We start from the raw sequence: 21091 nt of genomic DNA, 5'->3' as shown, positions 1-21091 counted from the left end.
TTTCGTCAGTGGGGGGTGAGCTGCTCCCACCGTCGCCCGCGCCCCACGGACCGGGCAATGCGACCTTGGTACTACGACCATGGTCCGATGGTCGGCCGGCGCCGATCCGCGCAGGGTGGAGACCGACAGCCCGTGTCGCAGGTGACAATGGGCGGAAAGGACGGATGCCATGAAGAAGCGGATCCTCATCGGAGCGGGTGCCCTCGCGCTCGCTGCCGCGCCCGCGGCGATCGGGCTGTGGGGCAACGCGTCGTTCGCGGAATCGGTGCCGGTGCCGGTACCCACGTCGATGGTCGTCGCGACGCCGTCGCCCTCGCCCTCGTCCTCGACGTCGCCCTCGCCCGATGATCACGGCGGCGACGTTCCGCGCGATCAGCGCGTCGAGCAGGGCGACGACCGAGACGCACCCTCCGCGGACACCGGGTCCGGCGGATCCGTCGTCGATGACCACGGCGGCGACGTCCCGCGCGATCAGCGGGTCGAGTCCGGGGACGACAGCGGTGGGTCGGTCCCGCGCGATCAGCGCGTCGAGCAGGGCGACGACCGTGCGGTGCAGGGCGGAACGTCGACCGATGACGCGGCGACCGGATCGACCGACGACCGAGGCGGAGACGACAGCGGGAGCCATCACGACGACGCGGCCGACGACAGCGGAAAGCACGGCGGCGAGAGCGGCGGACACGGGGGAGACGACTGAGTGACGCCCGACCCCCTCGATCCGCCGTGGGAGGTGCTCGTCACCGCCCGCACGGCCGCCACGGCGCCGCGTCGGCTGTCGACACGCGCCGTGCTCGTGCGCCTGGCGGCCGGTCTCGCGGCGGTCCTCGTCGCCGTCGCGGCGCTCGCCGGATTCGGCGCGCAGTGGCTCGCGGAGCGCGAGGCCGTCAATGACGCAGCCCAGGTGACGAACGTCCTCGCCGATGCCGTGGTGCGTCCGGTCCTCACCGATGCGCTCGCCCAGGGTGATCCCGCCGCCGTCGCCGCCTTCGACGACACCGTGCGCGCGCAGATCCTCGGCGAGGATGTCATCCGCGTGAAGATCTGGAGCACCGAAGGACAGGTGCTGTACGCCGACGAGCCGCAGCTCATCGGCCGCACCTTCGCCCTGGAGGATGCGCAGCGTGCCGCGCTCGAGACCCCGTCGACGCGGGCGGCGGTGTCGGACCTCTCGGAGGACGAGAACGTGTTCGAGAAGGGCTCGAAGCTGCTGGAGGTCTACCGTCCGATGTGGACGCCGGGCGGTCAGCAGGTGCTGTTCGAGGTGTACTACCCCTACGAGCCCGTCGCGACGCGCTCCGCCGACCTATGGCGCGGCTTCACCGGCGTCACGCTCAGCAGCCTGCTCCTCCTCGTGGTGCTCACGGCGCCGATCGTCTGGACGCTGCTCCGGCAACTGCGCGGAGCCGAGGCCCGGCGTGCCGAGTTGCTGCAGCGGGCCGTGGATGCCTCGGACGCCGAGCGTCGCCGTATTGCCGGGACGCTCCACGACGGCCCGGTGCAAGAGCTCGTCGCCACGAGCTACGGGGCCGAGAGCGCGGCCGTCGAGTCCGACCGCCGTGGCGAGGACGAGGCGGGCGCCCGCATGCGCGACATCGCCGGAGCGGTCCGGGGCAACGTGCGCGTGCTGCGCTCCCTCCTCGTCGACATCTACCCCGAGAGCCTCGGCGCCGCGGGGTTGGCATCCGCTCTCCGCGATCTGGCGGCGACGGCGCGGACGCGAGGCGCCGATGTCGTCCTCGATCTCCGGGCACCTCTCGACGACCTGCCGGAGGAGCGCGAACGCCTGCTCTACCGCGTCGCGCAGGAGGCCTTGCGCAACGCCGTCACGCACGCCGCACCCTGTACCGTGACGATCTCGATCACGCGGGTGGGGGACGACACGGTGCTGTGCGTTCGCGACGACGGGCCCGGCTTCGACCCGACGCTGATGCATCGCCCGCCTGCTGACGGGCACCTCGGAACGCGTGTCCTGCGGGACCTCGCGGCGGAGGCCGGTGCCGAGCTGGCCCTGTCGACCGCCCCCGGGCGCGGAACCCGGTGGCGTCTGCGCCTGCCCGCCCACGACCCCTCCCGGGAGCCCGCATGATCCGCGTCCTCGTCGTCGACGACCACTCACTCGTCCGCGAGGGCCTCTCGTCGGTGCTCGCCGCGGACGGCGACATCGTCGTGGCCGGTACGGCTGCGCACGGCGCCGAGGCGGTCGAGCTCGTCGGCGCGCTCGACATCGACGTCGTCGTGATGGACCTGTCGATGCCGGTGATGGACGGGGTCGCGGCGACGCGCGCGGTGCGCGAGAGGGCTCCCGGCATCCGGGTGCTCGTCCTGACCTCGTTCGGGGATCGTGAACACGTTCGCCGAGCGGTCGCCGCCGGTGCGACCGGCTACCAGCTGAAGGATGCCGAGCCGGCGGAGCTTCGCGCGGCGGTCCGGTCCGTCTACGAGGGACACGCGCCGCTCGACGCGCGGGTCGCCGGAGCGCTCCTCCCCGACACCGCCGAGTCGGGCACCGGGCTCAGCGCCCGGGAGGAGGAGGTGCTGCGCCTCGTGGCCGGGGGGCTCGCGAACAAGCAGGTCGCGACGGCACTGGGCATCTCCGAGCGCACCGTCAAAGCGCACCTCGGCAGCATCTTCCGGCAGCTCGGAGTCGCAGATCGCACGAGTGCCGCGCTCTGGGCCCGCGACAATCTCACCCGCTGACGAACGTCACCCGTGCGGGGGAGCGGCACCGTCGGTCGCGGCGAAGTCGGTCAGGGTGTCGCGGCCGGTTGCGGTGAGAACGGCGAGCCGAGGTCGCCCGGGTGTGTCAGCCGCCACCACAGCGTCGGCTGCTCGAGCGCGCCGACGATCGTGACGTCGGATGAGGCAGTGTTCGGTCCCGCGGTCCACGTGATGCTGCCCACCTTCTCGCCGTCGGCCCAGGTTCGCGGTGTCGCGATGGCGGAGGTCGTCGCGATGGGGGTGTCCGACCACGTGAGCAGGGTGGTCGTCCGGGCCAGCACGACACGGGCGGAGGCGCCCCACGGGGTGGTGATGGTTCCCATCTCGTCTCCTGCGGTACCGACCGTCACGTCGTGGAATCCCGCCCGCACACTCTTCAGAAACGTCGCCACGTCCTGATCGGTGCTGTCGTGCGTGGCTCCGCCGAGTCGGATGCCGGTGATCTGGAGCGGTTGTCCGATACCGACGTCGAGCTGCGAGCTGAAGAGCAGGTTGAACGTGCCCTCGCCGAGGTTGCCCGTCTTCAGACCCCGCACTCCCTCGGTGCCGAGGAGGTCGTTCGTGTTCCTCACCGTTCCGGGGCCGTTCGGGAGGGAGATCGAGGACGTGCCCGCGATCGCGGCGAGAGCGGGATTCGCCTCTGCGATCTTGCCGAGAGCGACGAGGTCGCGCGGTGTCGAGGTGTTGCGGTCGTCGATGCCGGTGGCATCCACGATCCGTGTCGACGAGAGGCCGTTGGCGCTCAGCCACGCCCGCGCCGCGTCGACGTACGCGCCCTCGGACCCGAAGCCCCACCGGGCGATGGCGACGGCGTAATTGCTGGCCGAGGGGAGAAGCATCGTGGCGAGAGAGTCATGGAGCGACAGCCGCAACCCGTCGGGCATCCGGGCGATCGTCGCACCGCGCACGTAGAACTGGTCGTAGAGATCGGTGTCGGCCTCGGTGAACGACACGGTCGGCCCCGGGTCGTTCGCGTCGTTCAAGGGATGCCGATCCAAGACGACGAGCGCGGTGATGAGTTTCGCGATGCTCGCGATCGGCCGGGGGTCGTCGCCGCCGGAGGCGGCCCACGCGCCGTCGGTATCGGCGCCGAGGTACTGCTCTCCGCCCGTCACGCTCACGCGCATCGCTCCGTCGGCGGGGAGGCGCACGGCGGCGGCCTCGCCCGGCGCAGCCGTGGGGAGCTGTGTCGTCAGAGTCGGCGCAGCCAGCGGCGCGGCGGACGCCCACCACACATAGCCGCCGCCTCCGGCGAGCACGACGAGGATCGACACGAGCACGACGATCAGCGCGATGCGCGCCGCCCGCCCCGAGCCGGTCGCCCCGGGCGCGTCGTCCATCAGTTCTTCGAACGACGTCAGATCGTCCGTGCGTTGCGGCGTTCCCCCCATGACATCCCCCCTCATCGAACCTAACCCGTCGGGTCCGCTTCCCCACGCGGGGACGAATTTCAAGCCCCCCGAGGATCCGAAGCGACGCGCCTAGCGTGGAGAACTCGGGAAATCCCCGGCTGAACGAGCGGAAGGAGTCGACATGGGACTCGACGACAAGATCAAGAACGCCGCAGAGGACGTCGCCGGCAAGGCCAAGGAAGCCACGGGCAAGGCCACGGGCAACGAGCGCCTCGAAGCCGAGGGCCACGCCGACCAGACCAAGGCCGATCTCAAGCAGGCCGGCGAGAACGTCAAGGACGCCTTCAAGTAAGCCGTCTCGCGAACGCCCCGACCACGAAGGTCGGGGCGTTCGTCGTTTCGCGGGCGTGGCGATCGGGATAATGGCCGAATGACCGATGCCGCTCCGTCCGTGACCACGACCGTGTCCGGAACCCCCGTCGTCCTCCGCGCCCACGGCTATGAAGCCGCGATCGCGAGCGTCGGCGCCTCCCTCCGTTCCCTGACCCACGAGGGGCGCGATCTCGTCGTCCCGTTCGCCGCCGATGAGGTACGGCCCCATTTCCGCGGCGCCACGCTCGCCCCCTGGCCCAACCGGGTCGTCGACGGCGTTCACCACTTCGGTGGGGGTGAGCACCAGCTCGCGCTCACCGAACCAGCCCGCGGTCACGCGCTGCACGGGCTTCTCGGCTGGGTGGACTGGGACGTCATCGCCACGGACGACGCCACTGTCACCCTCAGCGCGACCGTCCCCGCACAGACCGGTTACCCCTGGTGGGTGGAGGTCTCGACGACCTACCGTCTCGGCCCCGACGGGCTCACTCAGACCGTGCGGGCGACGAACCACTCCCCGACGGCGGCGCCGTGGGGAACGGGTCCGCACCCGTATCTGGTCGCCGGGCCCGGGGCGCTCGACTCCTGGGTCCTCGAGCTCCCGGCCGACACCGTTCTCGAGGTCACGCCGGACCGTCTGTCGCCCGTAGGCGTGGCATCCGTCGCCGTCGACGCCGAGCGTTTCGATTTCCGGGCGCCGCGCGTGCTCGGTGCGGTCGAGATCGACCACGCCTTCACGGACTTGATCCGGGATGCCGAGGGTCGGGCGACCGTGACGCTCACCGACCCTTCGGGCACGGGCGTGGCGATGACGTGGGCTGCCGATTGCGCGTGGGTGCAGATCCACACGGCGGACCGGCCCGAGGCTCCGGCGTCCGCGGCGCACCGTGCGGGACTGGCGGTGGAGCCCATGACCTGCGCCCCCGACGCGTTCAACGACGACGCCTACGACTTCGCGACCGGCCTCATCGCCCTCGATCCCGAGGAGAGCCACGAGGTCGGCTGGACGATCTCTGCCCGCTGACACGAAACGACGCCGCCCCGGTCGATGAACCGGGGCGGCGTCGTTCTGCGGTGGCTCAGACGACCTGCGTGCCACACATCCCGCACACGCCGTCGGCCGAGACCTCGACGAAGCAGTCGGGGCACATGGCGCGCAGGGGACGGTCGGTGACCGCCACGGCCTTCGGCGAGGCGGTGCGGCGCTCGGCGCGCGGCGCGGCAGCGCGCGGCTTCTTCAGCTCGACGGGTGCCGGCGGCGCGGGTGCCGGGGCGGGCTTGTGCTCGGCGCAGTAGAACCGCACGAAGCCGCCGTGGTGCTTCGGGTGGCGGTGCTTGACTGCCCACAGCTCGCTGCGGTCGAACAGCTCACCATCGGCTCCGCACCCGACGCAGCGCGTGGGTTCACCGGGGACGACATCGGCGACGACGACGGGCACGTCGAACGCGATGGCATCCCGCCAGTCCGAGGACGAGACGATCTTCATGGGGGACCCTTCTTGGGCGGTTCGGGCCGCCTCACCCTCCACGGTACGCGCCCTCGCGGCGCCGCGGCGTCGTCGCCGGAGTGAACGGGGGCTGGACACCGCGTCAGACCCGCCCGATAGGTTGGGAGGAATTCCCCCCGCGTCGCCTCGGGCGGCGCCGATCGAAGGAGAAGCATGGAAATCGCCGCTCTGGGGGCGATCGGTCTCGTCGTCGTCATCGCTCTCGTCGTCGTCATCGTCGTCATCCTGATCATCGCCGGACTCGTCCGCGGGTGGTACCGCGTCGCGAAGGCCGACGAAGCCCTTGTCATCGTGGGTAAGCGCCAGCGCGCCGCCGACGGCAACTCCTCCCGCATCACGGTCATCACCGGTGGCGGAGCGATCGTGAACCCGCTCACGCAACGCGGCGAGATGATCTCGCTGCGCGCTCGTCAGATCAAGATGGAGCCGACCGCGCAGTCGTCCAACGGCGTCACCGTGAACGTCAGCGGTGTGGCTCTGGTGAAGATCGGGTCGGATCCCGAATCGGTGCGTCGCGCCGCCGAACGTTTCGCTTCCCAGGACAAGGCCATCGAGCAGTTCACGACGGAGCAGCTCGAGGGCGCTTTTCGCGGTGTCGTCGCGACGCTGACGGTCGAAGAGCTCATGCGTGACAGGCAGCGGCTGTCCGACCAGATCGCCGAGGGCATCAAGGCCGACCTGTCGTCGCAGGGCCTCATCCTCGACTCGTTCCAGATCCAGGGCGTCACGGACAGCAACGGGTACATCGCCGCCCTCGGTGCCACGGAGGTCGAGCGCGTCAAGCGCGAGGCCGAGGTCGCACGCATCAACGCCGTGCGCGAGATCCGTGCGCGGCAGATCGCCACCGACGAGGCGAACCTCATCGAGCAGACCGCGCTCGACAAGAACAGTGCCGCCGCGAAGGCCGAGGTCGGTCGAGCCAATGCCGAGGCCGAGCAGGCTGAGGCCCTCACGCGCGCCGAGCGCCGCCAGGCCGTTCTGCAGCAGGAGGCGCAGAACACGCAGGCGCGCCTGGAGTCCGAGGTCGCCCGCGTCGCAGACGCCGACCTGTACCAGCGGCAGAAGGATGCCGACGCCGAGGCGTACGCGCAGATCAAGGCCGCAGAGGCTCGCGCCCAGATCGCCGAGCAGGAGGCTGCGGCGGTGCGTGTGCGAGCCGAGGCCGACGCGCAGGCCGTGCGCCTGGCCGGTGAGGCTCGCGCCGAGGCGATCCGCGCCGAGGCCGAGGCACTATCGCACAACCAGGAGGCGCTGCTGGCGCAGAGGGCGCTGGAGGCGCTCGTGCCGATGATGGCGGAGTTCGCCAAGGGCTACGACCGCGTCGGCAACGTCACCGTGCTCGGGGGCGAAGGCGCGAGCGGTCACCTGGCCGCCGAATCGGCGGCGGGACTGCGCTCGTCCTTCGAGGCGGTGCGGGCAGCGACGGGGATCGACCTCACCGCGATCATCCAGGGTCGCGCCGTGGCCGACGCCTTCGCGGATGCGTCGCGGCGCCCCACGGAGCCTCCGCCCGCGGCCGCCGGTTCCGCCGCGGCGACGGCGCCGACGGCATCCGAGCCCGGAGTCTGACGAGGAGCCGATCGTGCCCGAGGCACCCGAGGTCGAGGCGCTCACGCTGTTCCTGCGTGAGCGTCTCACCGGCCACGTCGTTCGCTCCGTCGAGGTGACCGAGTTCCGCGCGATGAAGACGCGGGCGCGCCCCCTCGACGAGATCGTCGGACGGTCGGTCACCGGTGTCACGCGTTTCGGCAAGCACATCGACGTCGACCTCGAGGGGACGCATCTCTCGGTCGGCTTCGGACGCGCGGGGTGGGCGACGTGGGACGACGGCGCGGCATCCATTTCGCCCGATGGCGGGGCGGCCGTGATCGCGCGCGTGACGTTCGACGACGGCGTGCTCGGCATCACCGACGCGGGCGACTGGTTGTCCGTGCAACTGCACGTCGTCGACGATCCGCTGGACGTGCCCGCCGTGGCGAAACTGGGACCGGATGCCGCCGACCCGACGTTCTCGCGGGAGGATCTCGTCCGCGCTCTCGGGAAGCGGCGTAAGCAGCTGAAGGCGCTGCTGCAGGAGCAGGAGTCCCTCGCCGGGATCGGAAACGCCTACTCGGACGAGATCCTGTACGTCGCGCGATTGTCTCCGCTCGCGCACGCCGCAGCGTTGACCGACGAGGAGGTCACGCGGCTCCACGAGGCGCTGCGCGAGGTCCTCGACGAGGCCGTCGCAGCGCGCACGGGCGTGCCGATCGCGGAGCAGAAGGCGGCGAAGGTCGCCGCGATGCGCGTGCACGGCCGCACCGGCGAGCCCTGCCCGCACGAGCACGGAACGATCGAGGACATCCCGGGCACGAAGGGCGGCGGGCAGTACTGCCCGACCTGTCAGCCCGCGCCCGCCTGAGTGCGACCGATCAAGCGCCGCGGCCGGGGACGGCGTGGGGCCCCGAGCCGCAGCCCGGGGCCCGACTCGACGGCGATGCTCAGGCCGTCTGGCCGGCGTGCGCGCCTTCGGCGAACTCCTCGACGAGCTTCGCGTTGAACGCGGGGAGGTCATCGGGGTTGCGGCTCGACACGAGCCCCTGGTCGACGTGGACTTCCTCGTCGACCCACGTGGCGCCGGCATTGCGGAGGTCGGTCTGGAGCGTCGGGTAGCTCGTGAGCGTGCGGCCCTTCAGCACGTCCGCCTCGGTGAGGATCCATCCGCCGTGGCAGATGACACCGACCGGCTTGTGCTGGTCGAAGAACGCGCGCGCGAAGTGCACGGCATCCTTCACGATCCGGATGTCGTCGGCGTTCTGCACTCCACCCGGCAGCACGAGGGCGTCGAATTCGTCGGCCGTCGCCGACCCGACGGGCAGATCGACCTTCTGTTCGTGGCCGTTCTCGCCGGTGATGCTGCCCTCCGCGGGAGAGACGAGTACCGCCTCGGCTCCGGCAGCGGTGACTGCCTCCCAGGGGCTGGTCAACTCGCTGTCTTCGAAGCCGTCGGTGAGCAGGAAGGCGACGCGCTTGCCGGTGAGGTCCGTCATGAGGACTCCTCTCGATGGTGGTCGGGGATTCCTCCACGGTAAGAACCGATCCGGGCGCGGCAGCGGGGGTTGCGGATGCCGGTAGCCGGGGGTAGCGGAAGCGGTTTCGTCGCGCCCGCGCCGATTGGTGGGCGGAGGCGTAGCATGGAGGGATGTCCGGTGACACCACCCCTGATACCGAGACGCCGTCGAAGCCGCTTCTGACGCTTCTGACCCCTCCGGTCGACGACGACGCCCCCGCTCCCTCGTCCTGCTGCGGCGGCGGATCCTGCTCTCTGTCCTGATCAACGGTCTCACCGTCGTCTCGAACCGACGCCCGGGCAGAAGCCTTCGCTGAGATGTGACGCCCGCGCGTCAGTGCGCCATCGGTGCCGCGCCCTCGATGATGTCGGCGGGCTTGCGAATGAGGAAGGCTCCGACGATCAGCGGCAGCGAGACGATCGCGGCGATCATGAAGGCCATGCGTGCGCCCGCGGCATCGCCTTCGACCCCGCCGCCCGAGGCTGCCGAGACGCCCGCCATGACGGTGACGAGCAGGGCGATGCCCGCCGCGCCGGCGACCTGCTGAACGGTTCCGACGACGGCCGAGCCGTACGAGTAGAACCGCGGGGCGAGCGAACCGAGGGAGGCCGTGAACAGGGGCGTGAACGACAGGGCGAGACCGATCGAGAGCACGGTCTGCGCCACGACCAGCAGCACGAACGACGTGTCGGTGCCGACCGTGGAGTAGAACCACAGCACGACGCTCGTGATGATCGCCCCCGGGATGAGCAGGATCTGGGTGCCGCGACGGTCGTAGATCCGACCGATCAGCGGACCCGCCAGGCCCATCGCGAGAGAACCCGGAAGGACGGCCAGTCCCGTCTCCAGCGCCGTGCGACCCAGGACGTTCTGCAGGTACAACGGCACGAGGGTGATCGCTCCGAAGAACGCGAGCGACATGACGCCCAACTGCACGACCGAGAGTGTGAAGTTCAGCGACCGGAAGACGCGCAGATCCAGCAGCGCGGCATCCTTCCGCTGCAGGCGCACCTGTCGCCACCCGAACAGCGCGAGCGCGATGACGCCGACGGCGAAGGACGCGACGAGGGTCACCGTTGCGACGGCGCCGGCGTCAGCGGCTTCCGTGGAGCCGCCGTGGCCTCCGCCGATCTGGCTGAGTCCGAACACGATGCCGCCGAATCCGAGTGCCGACAGGACGACGGATAGGACGTCGATCGGCGCCTCACGGGTCTCGCCGAGGTTGCGGATCCACCGGGCACCCATGAACAGGGAGACGAGGGCGATCGGCAGAACGATCCCGAAGATCCAGTGCCAGCCGAGGGAGTCGAGGACGAGGCCCGACATCGTCGGCCCGATCGCGGGCGCGAGGGCCATGACGATGCTGACGCGGCCCATCATGCGGCCCCGGTGCTGCGGCGGCACGATCGTCATGAGCGTCGTCATGAGCAGAGGCATCATCATGGCGGTGCCCGACGCCTGGATCACGCGCGCGGCCACCAACAGCTCGAAGCCGGGCGACAGGAACGCCACGAGCGTTCCGAGCGAGAACAGGCTCATCGCCGTGATGAAGACCTGACGGGTCGTGAATCGCTGCAGGAGGAAGCCGGTGACAGGGATGACGACGGCCATCGTGAGCATGAACGCCGTCGTCAACCACTGCGCCGCGACGGCAGTGATGCTCAGGTCGCGGATGAGGTGGGGGATCGCCACGTTCATCGTGGTCTCGTTGAGGATCGCCACGAAAGCGGCAACGAGGAGCAGCCAGATCACCCGGTTCTGCTCGGCCGTCACTCCGGTGTCGGAGGTCGGCGGGGCGGTGGGGGTTCCGGTGGTGGCGGCCATGGCGAGATCCAATCCAGGGAGGGCGTCGTGGCGTCACCGAAGGCGACGAACGTGGAGATCAACGGAGGCGATCGGCCGGGTATTCCCTGCTCGGGGAAAGGAGCGGATGCCGGTCGCGAACGCCGAGTCTATCGGTGGCCTGTGACATCGCTCCGCGCGTCCCGATGTCGGCCGTCGGACGTAGGCTGACCGGCATGAGCATGGGCGGCGCGGGTGGCAGCATGTTCCGCGGCGTCTACGCGGAGAGTCAGCGCCAGCGCAACGCGGAAGCGCCCCGCGTGCCCGACCTGGGCCGCCGTGTGGCCGCCCTCTTCCGGCCCTACCGCGCACGCATCATCGCCACCGTCATCCTCGTCGTCGTGGGTGCCGCCGTGGCCGTCATCCCCCCGCTCCTCGTGCAGCGCATCTTCGACGACGCCCTCTTCCCGGTCGACGGCTCCCCGGTCGACATCGGATTGCTGACCTCCCTCGTCGCCGTCATGATCGGGCTCTTCGTCCTGTCCGGCGGGCTGGGTGTCGCGCAGACCTGGTTCACGGCCACCGTCGGCAATCGCGTCACGGGCGATCTGCGCGTGCGGCTGTTCGAGCACCTGCAGGCGATGGAGCTCGGCTTCTTCACGCGGACGAAGACCGGTGTCATCCAGTCGCGGCTCCAGAACGACGTCGGTGGCGTCTCGGGCGTGCTGACGAACACCGTGACGAGCATTCTCGGCAACTCCGTGACGGTCGTCGCCTCGCTCGTCGCCATGGTCCTCATCGACTGGCGGCTGACGCTCATCGCCGTCGTCATCATGCCCATCCTCGTGCTCGTCCAGCGCCGCGTGGGCCAGGTGCGGGCGCGCATCGCGGCGCAGACACAGGAGTCGCTCTCCGAACTGTCGGCGATCACGCAGGAGACGCTGAGCGTGTCCGGCATCCTGCTGTCGAAATCCTTCAATCGCCAGCGCACCGAGTCCGAGCGCTACGACGCCGAGAATGCCAACCAGGTGCGCCTCCAGGTGCGTCAGGCGATGAGCGGTCAACGGTTCTTCGCCGTGGTCCAGGTCATCATGGCGAGCGTCCCGGCGATCATCTATCTCGTGGCCGGACTCCTCGTGAGCGGTGGCGCGGGGACGCTGACGGCCGGGACGATCGTCGCCTTCACCACGGTGCAGGCGCGTCTGCTGATGCCCCTCATGGGACTCATGCGCGTGGCACTCGACGTGCAGACCTCGTCGGCTCTGTTCGCCCGCATCTTCGAGTACCTCGACCTCACGCCCGCGATCGCGGATTCGCCCGACGCCCTTCCCGTGTCGGCGGCACCGGGCCCCGTCGGCCGCGTCGAGTTCCGTGACGTCGTCTTCCGTTACCCGGATGCTCCCGAGCAGGCTCGACCGACGCTCGACGGTGTCTCCTTCTCCGTCGACCCCGGCCAGCACGTCGCCTTCGTCGGTCCCTCGGGGGCGGGGAAGACGACGATCCTCTACCTCACGCCGCGCATGTACGAGGCGAGCGGAGGCTCGGTGATGTTCTCCGGCGCCGACGTCCGCACCTTGCAGCGGGCGTCGATCATCGACAACATCGGGATCGTCTCGCAAGAGACCTATCTGTTCCACGCCACGGTTCGCGAGAACCTCCGCTACGCCAAACCCGACGCGACGGATGCCGAGATCGAAGCGGCGTGCCGCGCGGCGAACATCCACCACGTCATCTCCGGCTTCGAAGACGGGTACGACACGATCGTGGGCGAACGCGGCTATCGGCTCTCGGGTGGAGAGAAGCAGCGCATCGCGATCGCGCGGGTGCTCTTGAAAGACCCGCCCGTGCTGCTGCTCGATGAAGCGACGAGCGCGCTCGACACCGTGTCGGAGCGCATCGTCCAGGAAGCGTTGGAGACAGCGTCGCACGGTCGTACGACACTCTCGATCGCGCACCGTCTGTCGACCGTGATCGGCGCCGACCGGATCCACGTGGTCGATGCCGGTCGCATCGTCGAATCGGGCACTCACTCCGAACTGCTCATGGCCGGCGGCCTCTACGCGGGTCTGGCCGCCGAACAGCTGGCGGCGTCTTTCGTCCTCACGGAAGAGGAGCGCGACCGAGCCGACCTCGCCCGTCCAGCGCTGACGTCGCGTCGGGGCGATGAACCCCCGGCCTCAGCCGTGCTGACGACCGGCGCGAACGGTCCCGTCGGGGCGATCAGCCCCCGGCCTGAGCCGCGCTGACGACCGGCGCGAGCGCCGCGGCCTCGCCCGCCTCCGTCTACGCCGGCAGTGTCTCGATGAACGCCTCGAGCGCAATCCGGTACGCCGGGTCGGGGTGCGTCTCGGCGATCCGCAGCAACGGCGGCAGGTCGAGCGTGCGGATGAGGCGACCGCGCTCGCTCACGGCGGCGTCGGCGCCCGCCGCCCGCAGCACGGCGATGCCCTCGCCGAGCGCGTCGAGATAGTCGCGCAGCACGCCGATCTCGCTGCGTCTCTGCGTGATGGAGCCGCCGTCCCGACGCTCGCGCCAGTCGACGACGACGTCGGGCACGACGTCGAACGCCGTGGCCAGGGTGTACATGCGCTGAGCGACGACCTGGTCCTCGTAGTACCGCCCCTCGGGAAAGCGCAGGCCGTGGGTGTGCCAGAAGTCGGTCCGGCTGAGCTTCGACCACGCGACGATGTTCCCGGATGCCGCGGGGTGCTCCGCCAGAGTCGTCCCGGTGCGGGCGGGGTCGGTGGCAGCGGCGACCCACGGCTGCACCGAGCCCGCGGTGTACCCGGGGCCGTCGGCATCCGGTCGTAGACGCACGTACGCGCCGACGACGAAGGCGCTGCCCGAAGCCTCGATCGTCGACCACAGGCGCTCCAGCGCGTGGGGGCGGAGGCGGTCGTCGGCGTCGAGGAAGGCCGTGTAGGGCGTTTCGACGCGGTCGAGGCCGCTGTTGCGGGCGGCTCCGAGGCCCCTCGGTTCGCGGTGCTCGACCACGACGAAGCGGGGGTCGGCCGCCGCGGCGTCGGCGAACAGACGGCGGGTGTCGTCGATGGAGCCGTCGTCGACGAGGACGGCGCGCCAGGCGTCGAGCGACTGCGCTCGCAGCGATTGCAGGGCTTCACCGGCGAACCCGGCCACGTCGCGACCGGGAACGATCACGGTGATCGCGGGGGAACTCACCCGCGTGATCCTACGGCGGTCACCGCCTCGGCGACGGCGATTGCCACGGCGTCGAGATTCTGCGTCATATGGTGCGGGAAGGTGAAGCGCACGGCGGTACGGGCGACGTCGGGGTCGATGCCGAGGGCGAGCAAGACGTGGGACGCCTCCTCGCTCCCCGCCGCGCACGCCGAGCCGCTGGACGAGACGATTCCGCGGCGCTCGAGCTCGAGCAGCACGGTCTCGCCGTTCACGCCCGGAAAGACGAAGCTGGCGGTCGCGGGCAGGCGGCGGTCGGGGTGCCCGGTGAGCCGCGCGCCGGGGACGGCAGCGAGCACGCCGCCGATGAACGCGTCGCGGAACCCGGCCGCGCGTTCGGCCTCCGCCGACCGCTCAGCCTCGGCGAGCGACAGCGCCGTCGCGATCGCGACCGCGCCCGCGACGTCGGGGGTGCCCGAGCGGCGCCCTCGTTCCTGCCCGCCCCCGTGCAGGAGGGGCTCCAACGGCAGGCGGCCACGCACGGCCAGGATGCCGGTGCCCTTGGGAGCGCCGATCTTGTGGCCCGCGATCGTGAGGGCGTCGGCCCCGAGCCCGGCGAGCGGAAGCCAGCCGGCCGCCTGGACCGCGTCGAGGTGGAGCGGCACGCCCCGCTCCTGGGTCACGGCTGCGAGGGCCGCGGCATCCTGGACCGTGCCGATCTCGTTGTTCGCGTACCCGACGCTGACGAGCGCGGTGTCGTCGCGCAGGGCAGCGGCGAGGGAGTCGGGGGAGAGGGTTCCGGTCTCGTCGACGGGGGCGTACGTCACCTCGATGCCGTGCAGACGTGCAAGGTAGTCGGCCGAGGCGAGCACGGACTCGTGCTCGATCGCCGTCGTGACGAGGTGTCGTCTGCCGCGGGGGAGGGCGCCGAGGACCAGCCCCTTGATGGCCGTGTTGTTGGACTCGGTGCCGCCGGAGGTGAAGACGATGTCACCCGCCCGCATGCCGAGGATCGCGGCGACGCGCGCGCGAGCATCCTCGAGAGCGGATGCCGCGGCCTCGCCGACCTCGTGGTGGCTCGAGGGGTTGCCGAACCACCGGGTGAGGTACGGCGCCATGGCCTCGACGACCTCGGGGCGCACCGGGGTCGTCGCGGCGTTGTCGAGGTAGAGGCTCACGACGTGTGGATGCGGATGTCGAGGCCGAGGTCGAGCGCGGGGGCCGAGTGCGTGAGCGCCCCGACGGAGATGACGTCGACGCCGGTCTCGGCGATCGCGCGGACGGTGTCGAGCGTCACGCCGCCCGAGGCCTCCACGATCGCGCTCCCGGCGATCTTCTCGACGCCCGCGCGCAGGTCGTCGAGCGAAAAATTGTCGAGCATGATCGTGTCGACGCCCGCGGCCAGGACGGCGTCGATCTGGTCGAGGCGGTCGACCTCTACCTCGACGTGCGTGGTGTGCGGGAGGCGCGCGATCGCACTCTCCAGCGCCTGAGTGAGCGGCAGGCCGCTCGCGGCGAGCACGGCGAGGTGGTTGTCCTTGGCCATGACGGCATCCGAGAGTGAGAACCGGTGATTGTGGCCGCCCCCGTCGCGGACCGCCTGGCGCTCGATGGCTCGGAGCCCCGGCGTCGTCTTGCGCGTGTCGACGATGCGAGCACCCGTGTGCGCGACCGCCGCGACATAGCGACTGGTGAGCGTGGCGATGCCCGACATGCGCTGGACGAAGTTCAACCCGATGCGCTCGGCGGTCAGCACCGCGCGCGCCGGACCGGTCACCACCGCGAGCACCTCGCCGGGCACGAACTCCGCGCCGTCGGCGACGCGAACCGCCACGGCGATGGTCGGATCGGTCAACGTGAAAGCGGCGCGGAACACTTCGGCTCCGCTGAAGACGCCGATCTCGCGGGCGACGAGCTCCGCGCGCGCCGTCGCATCGGCGGGGATGAGGGTCTCGCTCGTGAGATCGCCCCACGGCGCGTCCTCCTCCAGGGCGGCGGAGACGACGCGATCGATCGCGGCTCGGGTCAGCATGCGAGGGCCTCCTGGGGGACGGGAGCGGATGCCGCCGCGGCGGCATCCTCGTCGGAGCGGAAGTGCGCGCCGATCGATGCGGTGCGGGCGAGAGCAGCGGCGACGACGTGCCGCGCGAGAAGGAGCAGCCCGTCGTCCTCCGTGCTCCGAGGACGCGGCTCGGTGTTCCACGCGGCGAGGACGGCCGAGGCGCGCCGCAGACCGGCCGCGTCGCGCACGAGTCCCGCGTGCTGCCACATCAGGTCTTGGAGCGCCTCTCGGGAGAAGGCGGGAGCGTCGGTCGCCGGCGTCAGCCGCGGGAGCGGAACGGCGGCGGGGGAGTCCACCTTCGGCCACGCGGTGTCCGTGGCGGCCGCTTCCCCCGCGCGGGCGCCGAACACGGCACCCTCGAGGAGCGAATTGGATGCCAGGCGGTTGGCGCCGTGGACACCGGTGCGCGCCGTCTCGCCGACCGCGTACAGCCCGGGCACCGTGGTCCGGCCGTCGAGGTCGGTCACGACACCGCCCATCAGGTAGTGCGCCGCGGGGGTCACCGGAATCGGCTCGCGCGACCAGTCGAGTCCGCGCTCGCGGACCGCCGCATCGATCGTGGGGAACCGCCGCGCCAGCCGCTCGGCGCCGAGCACGGTGGCATCCAGCCGGACCGGTCGGTCGCCCTGCGCCGCCATCGCGCGCGCATTGGCGCGGGCGACGACGTCGCGCGGAGCCAGTTCACCGTCGGGGTGGGAATCGAAGGTGAAACGGCGTCCGGCGTCGTCGACGAGGATCGCGCCGTCGCCGCGCACGGCCTCGGAGACGAGGAACGGCTCGCCGGCGGCGAGAGCCGTGGGATGGAACTGCACGAACTCCAGGTCGGCGACGGCGGCTCCCGCTCGAAGGGCCGCGGCGATGCCGTCGCCGGTGGCGGAGACCGGGTTCGTCGTGTGCGCGTAGAGCTGACCGGCGCCGCCCGTGGCGAGGACGACCGCGTCGGCGTGCAGGCGTCGAACGGCACCGCCCGACTCGACGTCGATTCCCACGACGTGTCCGTTCTCGACGACGAGATCGCGCAGGAGCGTGTGCTCCTGCACCTCGACGGCGCTCGCCCGCACCGCGGCCCCGAGCGCGGCTTGGATCGCCGCGCCGGTGGCATCCCCTCCGGCGTGCAGCACCCGGGGCCTGGCGTGCGCCGCCTCGAGACCGCGCGCGAAGTCGCCGTCGGCCGCGCGGTCGAACACCACCCCGCGTCGGACGAGCTCGGCGATGCGATCGGGTCCCTCGCTGACGAGCGTCCGCACGGCGTCGGGGTCGTTGAGATCCATGCCCGCGGTGAGCGTGTCCGCGATGTGCGAGTCGAGCGTGTCCTCTGGCGCGGTCACCGCGGCGATACCCCCCTGCGCCCAGCGGGTGTTGGTGTCGGCCAGGGCGCTCTTGGTCACGACCGTGACTCGGCATCCCTTCTCGGCCGCGTGCAGAGCCGCGGTGAGCCCGGCGATGCCGCTGCCGACCACGATGACGTCGGTCATTTCACGGCACCGTTCGGCTTCGCTGCGAGCATGCGCTCCAGTGCGAGGGTGGCGGGCTCGGCGACGTCGGAGGGAACGGTGATGCGATTGACGACCTCGCCCGCGACGAGCGACTCCAGCACCCACGCGAGGTAACCGGGGTGGATGCGGTACATCGTCGAGCAGGGGCACACCACGGGGTCGAGGCAGAAGATCTCGTGCTGCGGGAACTGCGCGGCCAAGCGCTGGACGAGGTTGATCTCGGTGCCGATGGCGAAGGTGGTGGGCTCCTCGGCCGCGGCGATCGCCTTGCGGATGACGTCGGTGGATCCGGCCTCGTCGGCGGCATCCACGACGTCCATCGGGCACTCGGGGTGCACGATCACGCGCACGCCCGGGTGCTCGGCGCGGGCCTTGTCGATCTGGGCGACGCTGAACCGACGGTGCACCGAGCAGAACCCGTGCCACAGGATCACCTGGCTGTCCTCGAGCTGTTCCGCGGTCGATCCCCCGAGCGGGCGACGCGGGTTCCACATCGGCATCCGGTCCAGCGGCACGCCCATCGCCTTGGCCGTGTTGCGGCCCAGGTGCTGGTCGGGGAAGAACAGCACGCGTCGTCCGCGGGCGAACGCCCACTCGAGAACGGTGCGGGCGTTCGACGACGTGCAGACGATCCCGCCGTGGCGGCCGACGAAGCCTTTGATGGCGGCGCTGGAGTTCATGTACGTCACGGGAATGACGGGGAGGAGGCCGTCGGCATCCGGGGTCTCCAGATCGCCCAGGACATCGGCGAGCTGCTCCCAGGCCTCTTCGACCTGGTCGATGTCGGCCATGTCGGCCATCGAGCAGCCGGCGGCGAGGTTGGGCAGGATGACGGACTGCTCGGGCCGCGACAGCAGGTCGGCGGTCTCGGCCATGAAATGCACGCCGCAGAACACGATCGCCTCGGCTTCGGGGTGCGCCTTCGCGGCGTTCGCGAGCTGGAACGAGTCGCCGACGTAATCGGCGTGCCGGACGACCTCTTCGCGTTGGTAGAAGTGGCCGAGGACGACGACCCTGTCGCCGAGCGTCGCCTTCGCCGCGCGGACCCGCGCGTCGAGCTCGTCGTCGGACGCCTCGCGGTACTCGCGGGGGAGTTCTCCCTGCCGCGGCGCGCCGGTGGGGATGACATCGCCCATCGACGACCCCGGACCGTATCCGGGACGCGTGTCGAAGTCCCACGGCCCGACCGCGAGGTCGGTCGTACAGGTCGCGTCCGTGGACGCGCCGGAGACGATCGCCTGGATGACGTGATCCACGGAGGGGTCGATCGCCGGGCGAGGCTGCAGGGTGAGGGAGGTGAGGGTCATGAGACGGTCCGATCAGTGACGGGACGTGAGCGGGCCGCGGTCGGCGAGTTCAACGTCACGGTTGTAGCGGTACAGACGGGCGGGTCGGTGGCTTCCGGTGCGGAAGCGCTCGGTCGGGATGACGGTGTCGGAGGTGTCGATCTGCCGACGGAAGTTCGCCGGGTCGAGGCGTCGGCCGAGGATCGTCTCGGTGACCTCGCGCAGGTCGGCGAGGGTGAACTCGTCGGGGAGGAGTCCGTGGGCGATGCGGCTGTAGCCGACCTTGTTGCGCAGACGCCACAGCGTGTACTCGACGATGTCGTTGTGATCGAACGCGAGCGCCGGCAGGTGCGTCGCGTCGAACCACTCCACGTTCTCGGGGGCGCCGCCTTCGCGCGCGTGCGCGGCCACCTGGGCGTCGACCTCGTCGGAGCGCAGCAGCGCCCAGTAGACGATCGACACCACGCGTGTGGGGGAGCGGTCGACCGCGCCGAACGCGTAGAGCTGCTCCAGGTAGCTCGGTGTGAGACCCGTCGTCTCCTCCAGGGTGCGTGAGGCCGCGGCATCCAGACTCTCGGCGGGGTCGAGCCATCCGCCGGGGAGGGCCCAGTGCCCGTCGAAGGGGTCGCGCGTGCGGCGGACGAGGGGCAGCGAGAGCACCGGTTCGTCGTGGGCATCGCGGCGCACGCTGAAGATCACGGTCGACACCGCGACGCGTGCCGCGTCGACGGGGGCGGGGGCAGGGGTTCGTGTCATTGTGACCATATCTCCGGCCTCGATCTTAGTGTCATGCTGACACGAAGGTCAAAATGGGACTCTCCCAGGGGCGCCGCGTACGCTGACGGAAGACCCTGGAGGTACGGATGCCGGTTGTCGACATCGTGCTGATCGTGCTCCTCGCACTGGCGCTCATCGTGGGCATCTCGCGAGGATTCCTCGCCACGATCGGCTCCTTCGCCGGCCTCGCGCTCGGCGGGATCGCCGCATTCTGGCTGATCCCGTACGTGGGGCAGTGGGTCACCGAGCCCGCGTGGCGCGGCGCGGCGATCGTCGCCGCGGGTGTCCTGCTCCTCCTTCTCGGTGCGGCCCTGGGCGCAGCCGTCGGCAACACCCTGCGCCGCGGGGCCGACCGCATCAAGCTGCGCGTGCCCGAGCGCATCCTCGGCGGCATCGTCAACCTCGCCGCCGCCGCACTCGCGCTGTCGTTCTTCGCGGGCACCCTGACCACCGCCGGCGTTCCGGTCGTGTCCGCCGCCCTCGCCTCCTCGACCGTCGTCCGCACAATCGACAGCCTCACTCCCGATCCCGTCCGCTCGGCGCTCGCCGAACTGCGGGGCGCCGTGTTCGCCGACGGCATCCCGCGACTCGGACAGCTGATCCAGATCGGGCCCGTCCCCAACGCCCCGGTGATCGCCCTCGACGACCCCGCGCTGACCCAGGCCGCGCAGTCGGTGGCACGGATCACCGGCACGGCCTACGCGTGCGGCATCACGGCGAGCGGCTCCGGGTTCGTCGTCGCCGACGACCGCGTCGTCACCAACGCGCACGTCGTCGCGGGCGTCGACGCGCCGCTCGTGGAGCTCCCCGGCCAGCCCGCGAAAGAAGGACGGGTCATCTATTTCGACCCGACCGACGACCTCGCCGTCATCGCGGTCGACGGATTGGATGCCGCGGCCCTCCCGGTCGTGCCCGCGCTCGCCGTCGGATCCGCGGCGGTGGTGCAGGGGTATCCGTACGGAGGTCCCTTCACCTCGGGGAACGCCCAGGTGGTGTCCGAGGGCACCGTGCCGGTCCCCGACATCTACGGTGACCAGTCCGTTCCTCGCGAGATCTATGCGCTCGACGCGGTCGTGCGCCCCGGCAACTCCGGCGGACCGCTGCTGACCTCCACCGGCGACGTGGCCGGGGTGGTTTTCGCCCGATCCGAGACAGACGACAACGTCGGTTACGCGATGACCTCCGCAGAGCTCGAGCCCGTGCTGTCGCAACTCGGATCGTTGTCGGCACCCGTGGCATCCGGGAGTTGCACGACGCGCTGACCACGATGGGCTGTGTCGACGCGCGGCCTCGGATATGCTGGCGCCCACAAGTCCACACCGGCCCCATGATCGATGCGGGAGAGCTCCGGCGAACGCAGCCGGGCACCGAAGGAGCAAGCCTCCCCGCCAATCTCTCAGGTACGCGTACCGCCTCGATCGGGCCACTCTGGAAAGAGATCCGGGCCGCCAAGGTCGGGTCCGCCGACGGTGAAAGCCCGCGTCCGCACGACGCCCGGGCGAAACTCTCAGGTTCATGACAGAGGGGGAGTTCTCAGGCGTCGACCGGCG

Annotated in this window: 20 protein-coding genes and 2 riboswitches; of the genes, 10 read left to right on the top strand and 10 right to left on the bottom strand. The window is 70.8% G+C overall.

From position 1 onward, the window contains the following. Positions 1 to 169 precede the first annotated feature (169 nt). Genes ABC271_RS10805 through ABC271_RS10795 form a run of 3 tightly spaced genes read left to right on the top strand, consistent with a single transcriptional unit; the run spans position 170 to position 2697 of the window. Positions 170 to 697: a hypothetical protein gene (locus ABC271_RS10805; RefSeq protein ID WP_412924874.1), complete on the top strand. Its 528-nt coding sequence runs from the start codon at positions 170 to 172 to the stop codon at positions 695 to 697. Continuing rightward, complete coding sequence (locus tag ABC271_RS10800; protein ID WP_412924873.1) at positions 698 to 2086, top strand: sensor histidine kinase; 1389 nt, start codon at positions 698 to 700, stop codon at positions 2084 to 2086. It abuts the gene before it with no gap. Further along, entirely contained in the window at positions 2083 to 2697 is a 615-nt protein-coding gene (locus ABC271_RS10795) for a response regulator (protein ID WP_412924872.1), read from the top strand. The genes ABC271_RS10800 and ABC271_RS10795 overlap by 4 nt, the downstream gene beginning before the upstream one ends. A 50-nt stretch (positions 2698 to 2747) precedes the next feature. Here the strand turns inward: ABC271_RS10795 and ABC271_RS10790 are convergent, their stop codons facing one another. Then, positions 2748 to 4109 carry a D-alanyl-D-alanine carboxypeptidase family protein gene (locus ABC271_RS10790; protein ID WP_412924871.1) on the bottom strand — a complete coding sequence of 454 codons (1362 nt, stop codon included), beginning with the start codon at positions 4107 to 4109 and terminating at the stop codon, positions 2748 to 2750. Positions 4110 to 4251: 142 nt separating this feature from the next. Here ABC271_RS10790 and ABC271_RS10785 point away from each other — a divergent pair, with 142 nt between their 5' ends. Both ABC271_RS10785 and ABC271_RS10780 read left to right on the top strand, forming a co-directional pair. Continuing rightward, on the top strand, positions 4252 to 4422 hold the full coding sequence (locus ABC271_RS10785; protein ID WP_412924870.1) for a CsbD family protein: 171 nt from the start codon (positions 4252 to 4254) through the stop codon (positions 4420 to 4422). 78 nt (positions 4423 to 4500) lie between these two features. Beyond that, entirely contained in the window at positions 4501 to 5466 is a 966-nt protein-coding gene (locus ABC271_RS10780; protein WP_412924869.1) for an aldose 1-epimerase family protein, read from the top strand. A gap of 55 nt (positions 5467 to 5521) precedes the next feature. On the opposite strand, the gene ABC271_RS10775 is transcribed toward ABC271_RS10780, so the two are convergent. Further along, entirely contained in the window at positions 5522 to 5929 is a 408-nt protein-coding gene (locus tag ABC271_RS10775) for a glucose-6-phosphate dehydrogenase (RefSeq protein WP_412924868.1), read from the bottom strand. A 174-nt stretch (positions 5930 to 6103) separates the two neighbouring features. Between ABC271_RS10775 and ABC271_RS10770 the strand changes: the two genes are divergently transcribed. After that, entirely contained in the window at positions 6104 to 7519 is a 1416-nt protein-coding gene (locus ABC271_RS10770) for a flotillin family protein (protein ID WP_412924867.1), read from the top strand. A gap of 13 nt (positions 7520 to 7532) precedes the next feature. Continuing rightward, the gene (locus ABC271_RS10765; RefSeq protein ID WP_412924866.1) at positions 7533 to 8351 is read left to right on the top strand and encodes a DNA-formamidopyrimidine glycosylase family protein; all 819 of its coding nucleotides are present in this window, start codon (positions 7533 to 7535) and stop codon (positions 8349 to 8351) included. Between the two features lie 79 nt (positions 8352 to 8430). Here the strand turns inward: ABC271_RS10765 and ABC271_RS10760 are convergent, their stop codons facing one another. Next, positions 8431 to 8979 (bottom strand): type 1 glutamine amidotransferase domain-containing protein, encoded by a 549-nt coding sequence (locus tag ABC271_RS10760; RefSeq protein ID WP_412924865.1) that lies wholly within the window; start codon positions 8977 to 8979, stop codon positions 8431 to 8433. A 152-nt stretch (positions 8980 to 9131) separates the two neighbouring features. On the opposite strand from ABC271_RS10760, the gene ABC271_RS10755 reads away from it, so the two are divergent. Next, the gene (locus ABC271_RS10755; RefSeq protein WP_412924864.1) at positions 9132 to 9263 is read left to right on the top strand and encodes a hypothetical protein; all 132 of its coding nucleotides are present in this window, start codon (positions 9132 to 9134) and stop codon (positions 9261 to 9263) included. Between the two features lie 70 nt (positions 9264 to 9333). On the opposite strand, the gene ABC271_RS10750 is transcribed toward ABC271_RS10755, so the two are convergent. Then, positions 9334 to 10824, bottom strand: a complete 1491-nt coding sequence (locus tag ABC271_RS10750) for an MDR family MFS transporter (protein ID WP_412924863.1) — start codon at positions 10822 to 10824, stop codon at positions 9334 to 9336. 200 nt (positions 10825 to 11024) lie between these two features. Here ABC271_RS10750 and ABC271_RS10745 point away from each other — a divergent pair, with 200 nt between their 5' ends. Then, complete coding sequence (locus ABC271_RS10745; protein WP_412926134.1) at positions 11025 to 13028, top strand: ABC transporter ATP-binding protein; 2004 nt, start codon at positions 11025 to 11027, stop codon at positions 13026 to 13028. Positions 13029 to 13065: 37 nt separating this feature from the next. On the opposite strand, the gene ABC271_RS10740 is transcribed toward ABC271_RS10745, so the two are convergent. The 6 genes from ABC271_RS10740 to ABC271_RS10715 are packed head-to-tail and all read right to left on the bottom strand — an operon-like array spanning position 13066 to position 19520. Beyond that, complete coding sequence (locus tag ABC271_RS10740; protein WP_412924862.1) at positions 13066 to 13962, bottom strand: glycosyltransferase family 2 protein; 897 nt, start codon at positions 13960 to 13962, stop codon at positions 13066 to 13068. Continuing rightward, on the bottom strand, positions 13959 to 15098 hold the full coding sequence (locus ABC271_RS10735; RefSeq protein WP_412924861.1) for a cysteine desulfurase family protein: 1140 nt from the start codon (positions 15096 to 15098) through the stop codon (positions 13959 to 13961). The genes ABC271_RS10740 and ABC271_RS10735 overlap by 4 nt, the downstream gene beginning before the upstream one ends. After that, positions 15095 to 15952 carry a carboxylating nicotinate-nucleotide diphosphorylase gene (gene nadC, locus ABC271_RS10730; RefSeq protein WP_412924860.1) on the bottom strand — a complete coding sequence of 286 codons (858 nt, stop codon included), beginning with the start codon at positions 15950 to 15952 and terminating at the stop codon, positions 15095 to 15097. The genes ABC271_RS10735 and nadC overlap by 4 nt, the downstream gene beginning before the upstream one ends. After that, complete coding sequence (gene nadB / locus ABC271_RS10725; RefSeq protein WP_412924859.1) at positions 15946 to 17457, bottom strand: L-aspartate oxidase; 1512 nt, start codon at positions 17455 to 17457, stop codon at positions 15946 to 15948. The genes nadC and nadB overlap by 7 nt, the downstream gene beginning before the upstream one ends. Next, on the bottom strand, positions 17454 to 18785 hold the full coding sequence (nadA, locus tag ABC271_RS10720) for a quinolinate synthase NadA (RefSeq protein WP_412924858.1): 1332 nt from the start codon (positions 18783 to 18785) through the stop codon (positions 17454 to 17456). Before nadA ends, nadB begins: the two co-directional genes overlap by 4 nt. A 12-nt stretch (positions 18786 to 18797) precedes the next feature. After that, positions 18798 to 19520, bottom strand: coding sequence for an NUDIX hydrolase (locus ABC271_RS10715; RefSeq protein ID WP_412924857.1), 723 nt, complete (start codon positions 19518 to 19520; stop codon positions 18798 to 18800). Positions 19521 to 19627: 107 nt separating this feature from the next. Between ABC271_RS10715 and ABC271_RS10710 the strand changes: the two genes are divergently transcribed. After that, the gene (locus tag ABC271_RS10710; protein ID WP_412924856.1) at positions 19628 to 20803 is read left to right on the top strand and encodes a MarP family serine protease; all 1176 of its coding nucleotides are present in this window, start codon (positions 19628 to 19630) and stop codon (positions 20801 to 20803) included. Between the two features lie 65 nt (positions 20804 to 20868). Next, a riboswitch (glycine riboswitch) is annotated at positions 20869 to 20963 on the top strand. Further along, positions 20964 to 21073: riboswitch (glycine riboswitch) on the top strand. Positions 21074 to 21091 lie beyond the last annotated feature (18 nt).

The organism is Microbacterium canaveralium (genome assembly GCF_047238045.1).
Taxonomy (GTDB): domain Bacteria; phylum Actinomycetota; class Actinomycetes; order Actinomycetales; family Microbacteriaceae; genus Microbacterium.
This window is presented reverse-complemented; position numbering and strand designations above follow the sequence as displayed.

What these genes read in the sequence shown, in the direction of transcription:
- ABC271_RS10805 (WP_412924874.1), top strand. Translation starts at nt 170, where the DNA reads ATGAAGAAGCGGATCCTCATCGGAGCGGGTGCCCTCGCGCTCGCTGCC.
- ABC271_RS10795 (WP_412924872.1), top strand. Translation starts at nt 2,083, where the DNA reads ATGATCCGCGTCCTCGTCGTCGACGACCACTCACTCGTCCGCGAGGGC.
- ABC271_RS10790 (WP_412924871.1), bottom strand. Translation starts at nt 4,109, where the DNA reads ATGGGGGGAACGCCGCAACGCACGGACGATCTGACGTCGTTCGAAGAA.
- ABC271_RS10785 (WP_412924870.1), top strand. Translation starts at nt 4,252, where the DNA reads ATGGGACTCGACGACAAGATCAAGAACGCCGCAGAGGACGTCGCCGGC.
- ABC271_RS10780 (WP_412924869.1), top strand. Translation starts at nt 4,501, where the DNA reads ATGACCGATGCCGCTCCGTCCGTGACCACGACCGTGTCCGGAACCCCC.
- ABC271_RS10775 (WP_412924868.1), bottom strand. Translation starts at nt 5,929, where the DNA reads ATGAAGATCGTCTCGTCCTCGGACTGGCGGGATGCCATCGCGTTCGAC.
- ABC271_RS10770 (WP_412924867.1), top strand. Translation starts at nt 6,104, where the DNA reads ATGGAAATCGCCGCTCTGGGGGCGATCGGTCTCGTCGTCGTCATCGCT.
- ABC271_RS10760 (WP_412924865.1), bottom strand. Translation starts at nt 8,979, where the DNA reads ATGACGGACCTCACCGGCAAGCGCGTCGCCTTCCTGCTCACCGACGGC.
- ABC271_RS10755 (WP_412924864.1), top strand. Translation starts at nt 9,132, where the DNA reads ATGTCCGGTGACACCACCCCTGATACCGAGACGCCGTCGAAGCCGCTT.
- ABC271_RS10750 (WP_412924863.1), bottom strand. Translation starts at nt 10,824, where the DNA reads ATGGCCGCCACCACCGGAACCCCCACCGCCCCGCCGACCTCCGACACC.
- ABC271_RS10745 (WP_412926134.1), top strand. Translation starts at nt 11,025, where the DNA reads ATGGGCGGCGCGGGTGGCAGCATGTTCCGCGGCGTCTACGCGGAGAGT.
- nadC (WP_412924860.1), bottom strand. Translation starts at nt 15,952, where the DNA reads ATGCTGACCCGAGCCGCGATCGATCGCGTCGTCTCCGCCGCCCTGGAG.
- nadB (WP_412924859.1), bottom strand. Translation starts at nt 17,457, where the DNA reads ATGACCGACGTCATCGTGGTCGGCAGCGGCATCGCCGGGCTCACCGCG.
- nadA (WP_412924858.1), bottom strand. Translation starts at nt 18,785, where the DNA reads ATGACCCTCACCTCCCTCACCCTGCAGCCTCGCCCGGCGATCGACCCC.
- ABC271_RS10715 (WP_412924857.1), bottom strand. Translation starts at nt 19,520, where the DNA reads ATGACACGAACCCCTGCCCCCGCCCCCGTCGACGCGGCACGCGTCGCG.
- ABC271_RS10710 (WP_412924856.1), top strand. Translation starts at nt 19,628, where the DNA reads ATGCCGGTTGTCGACATCGTGCTGATCGTGCTCCTCGCACTGGCGCTC.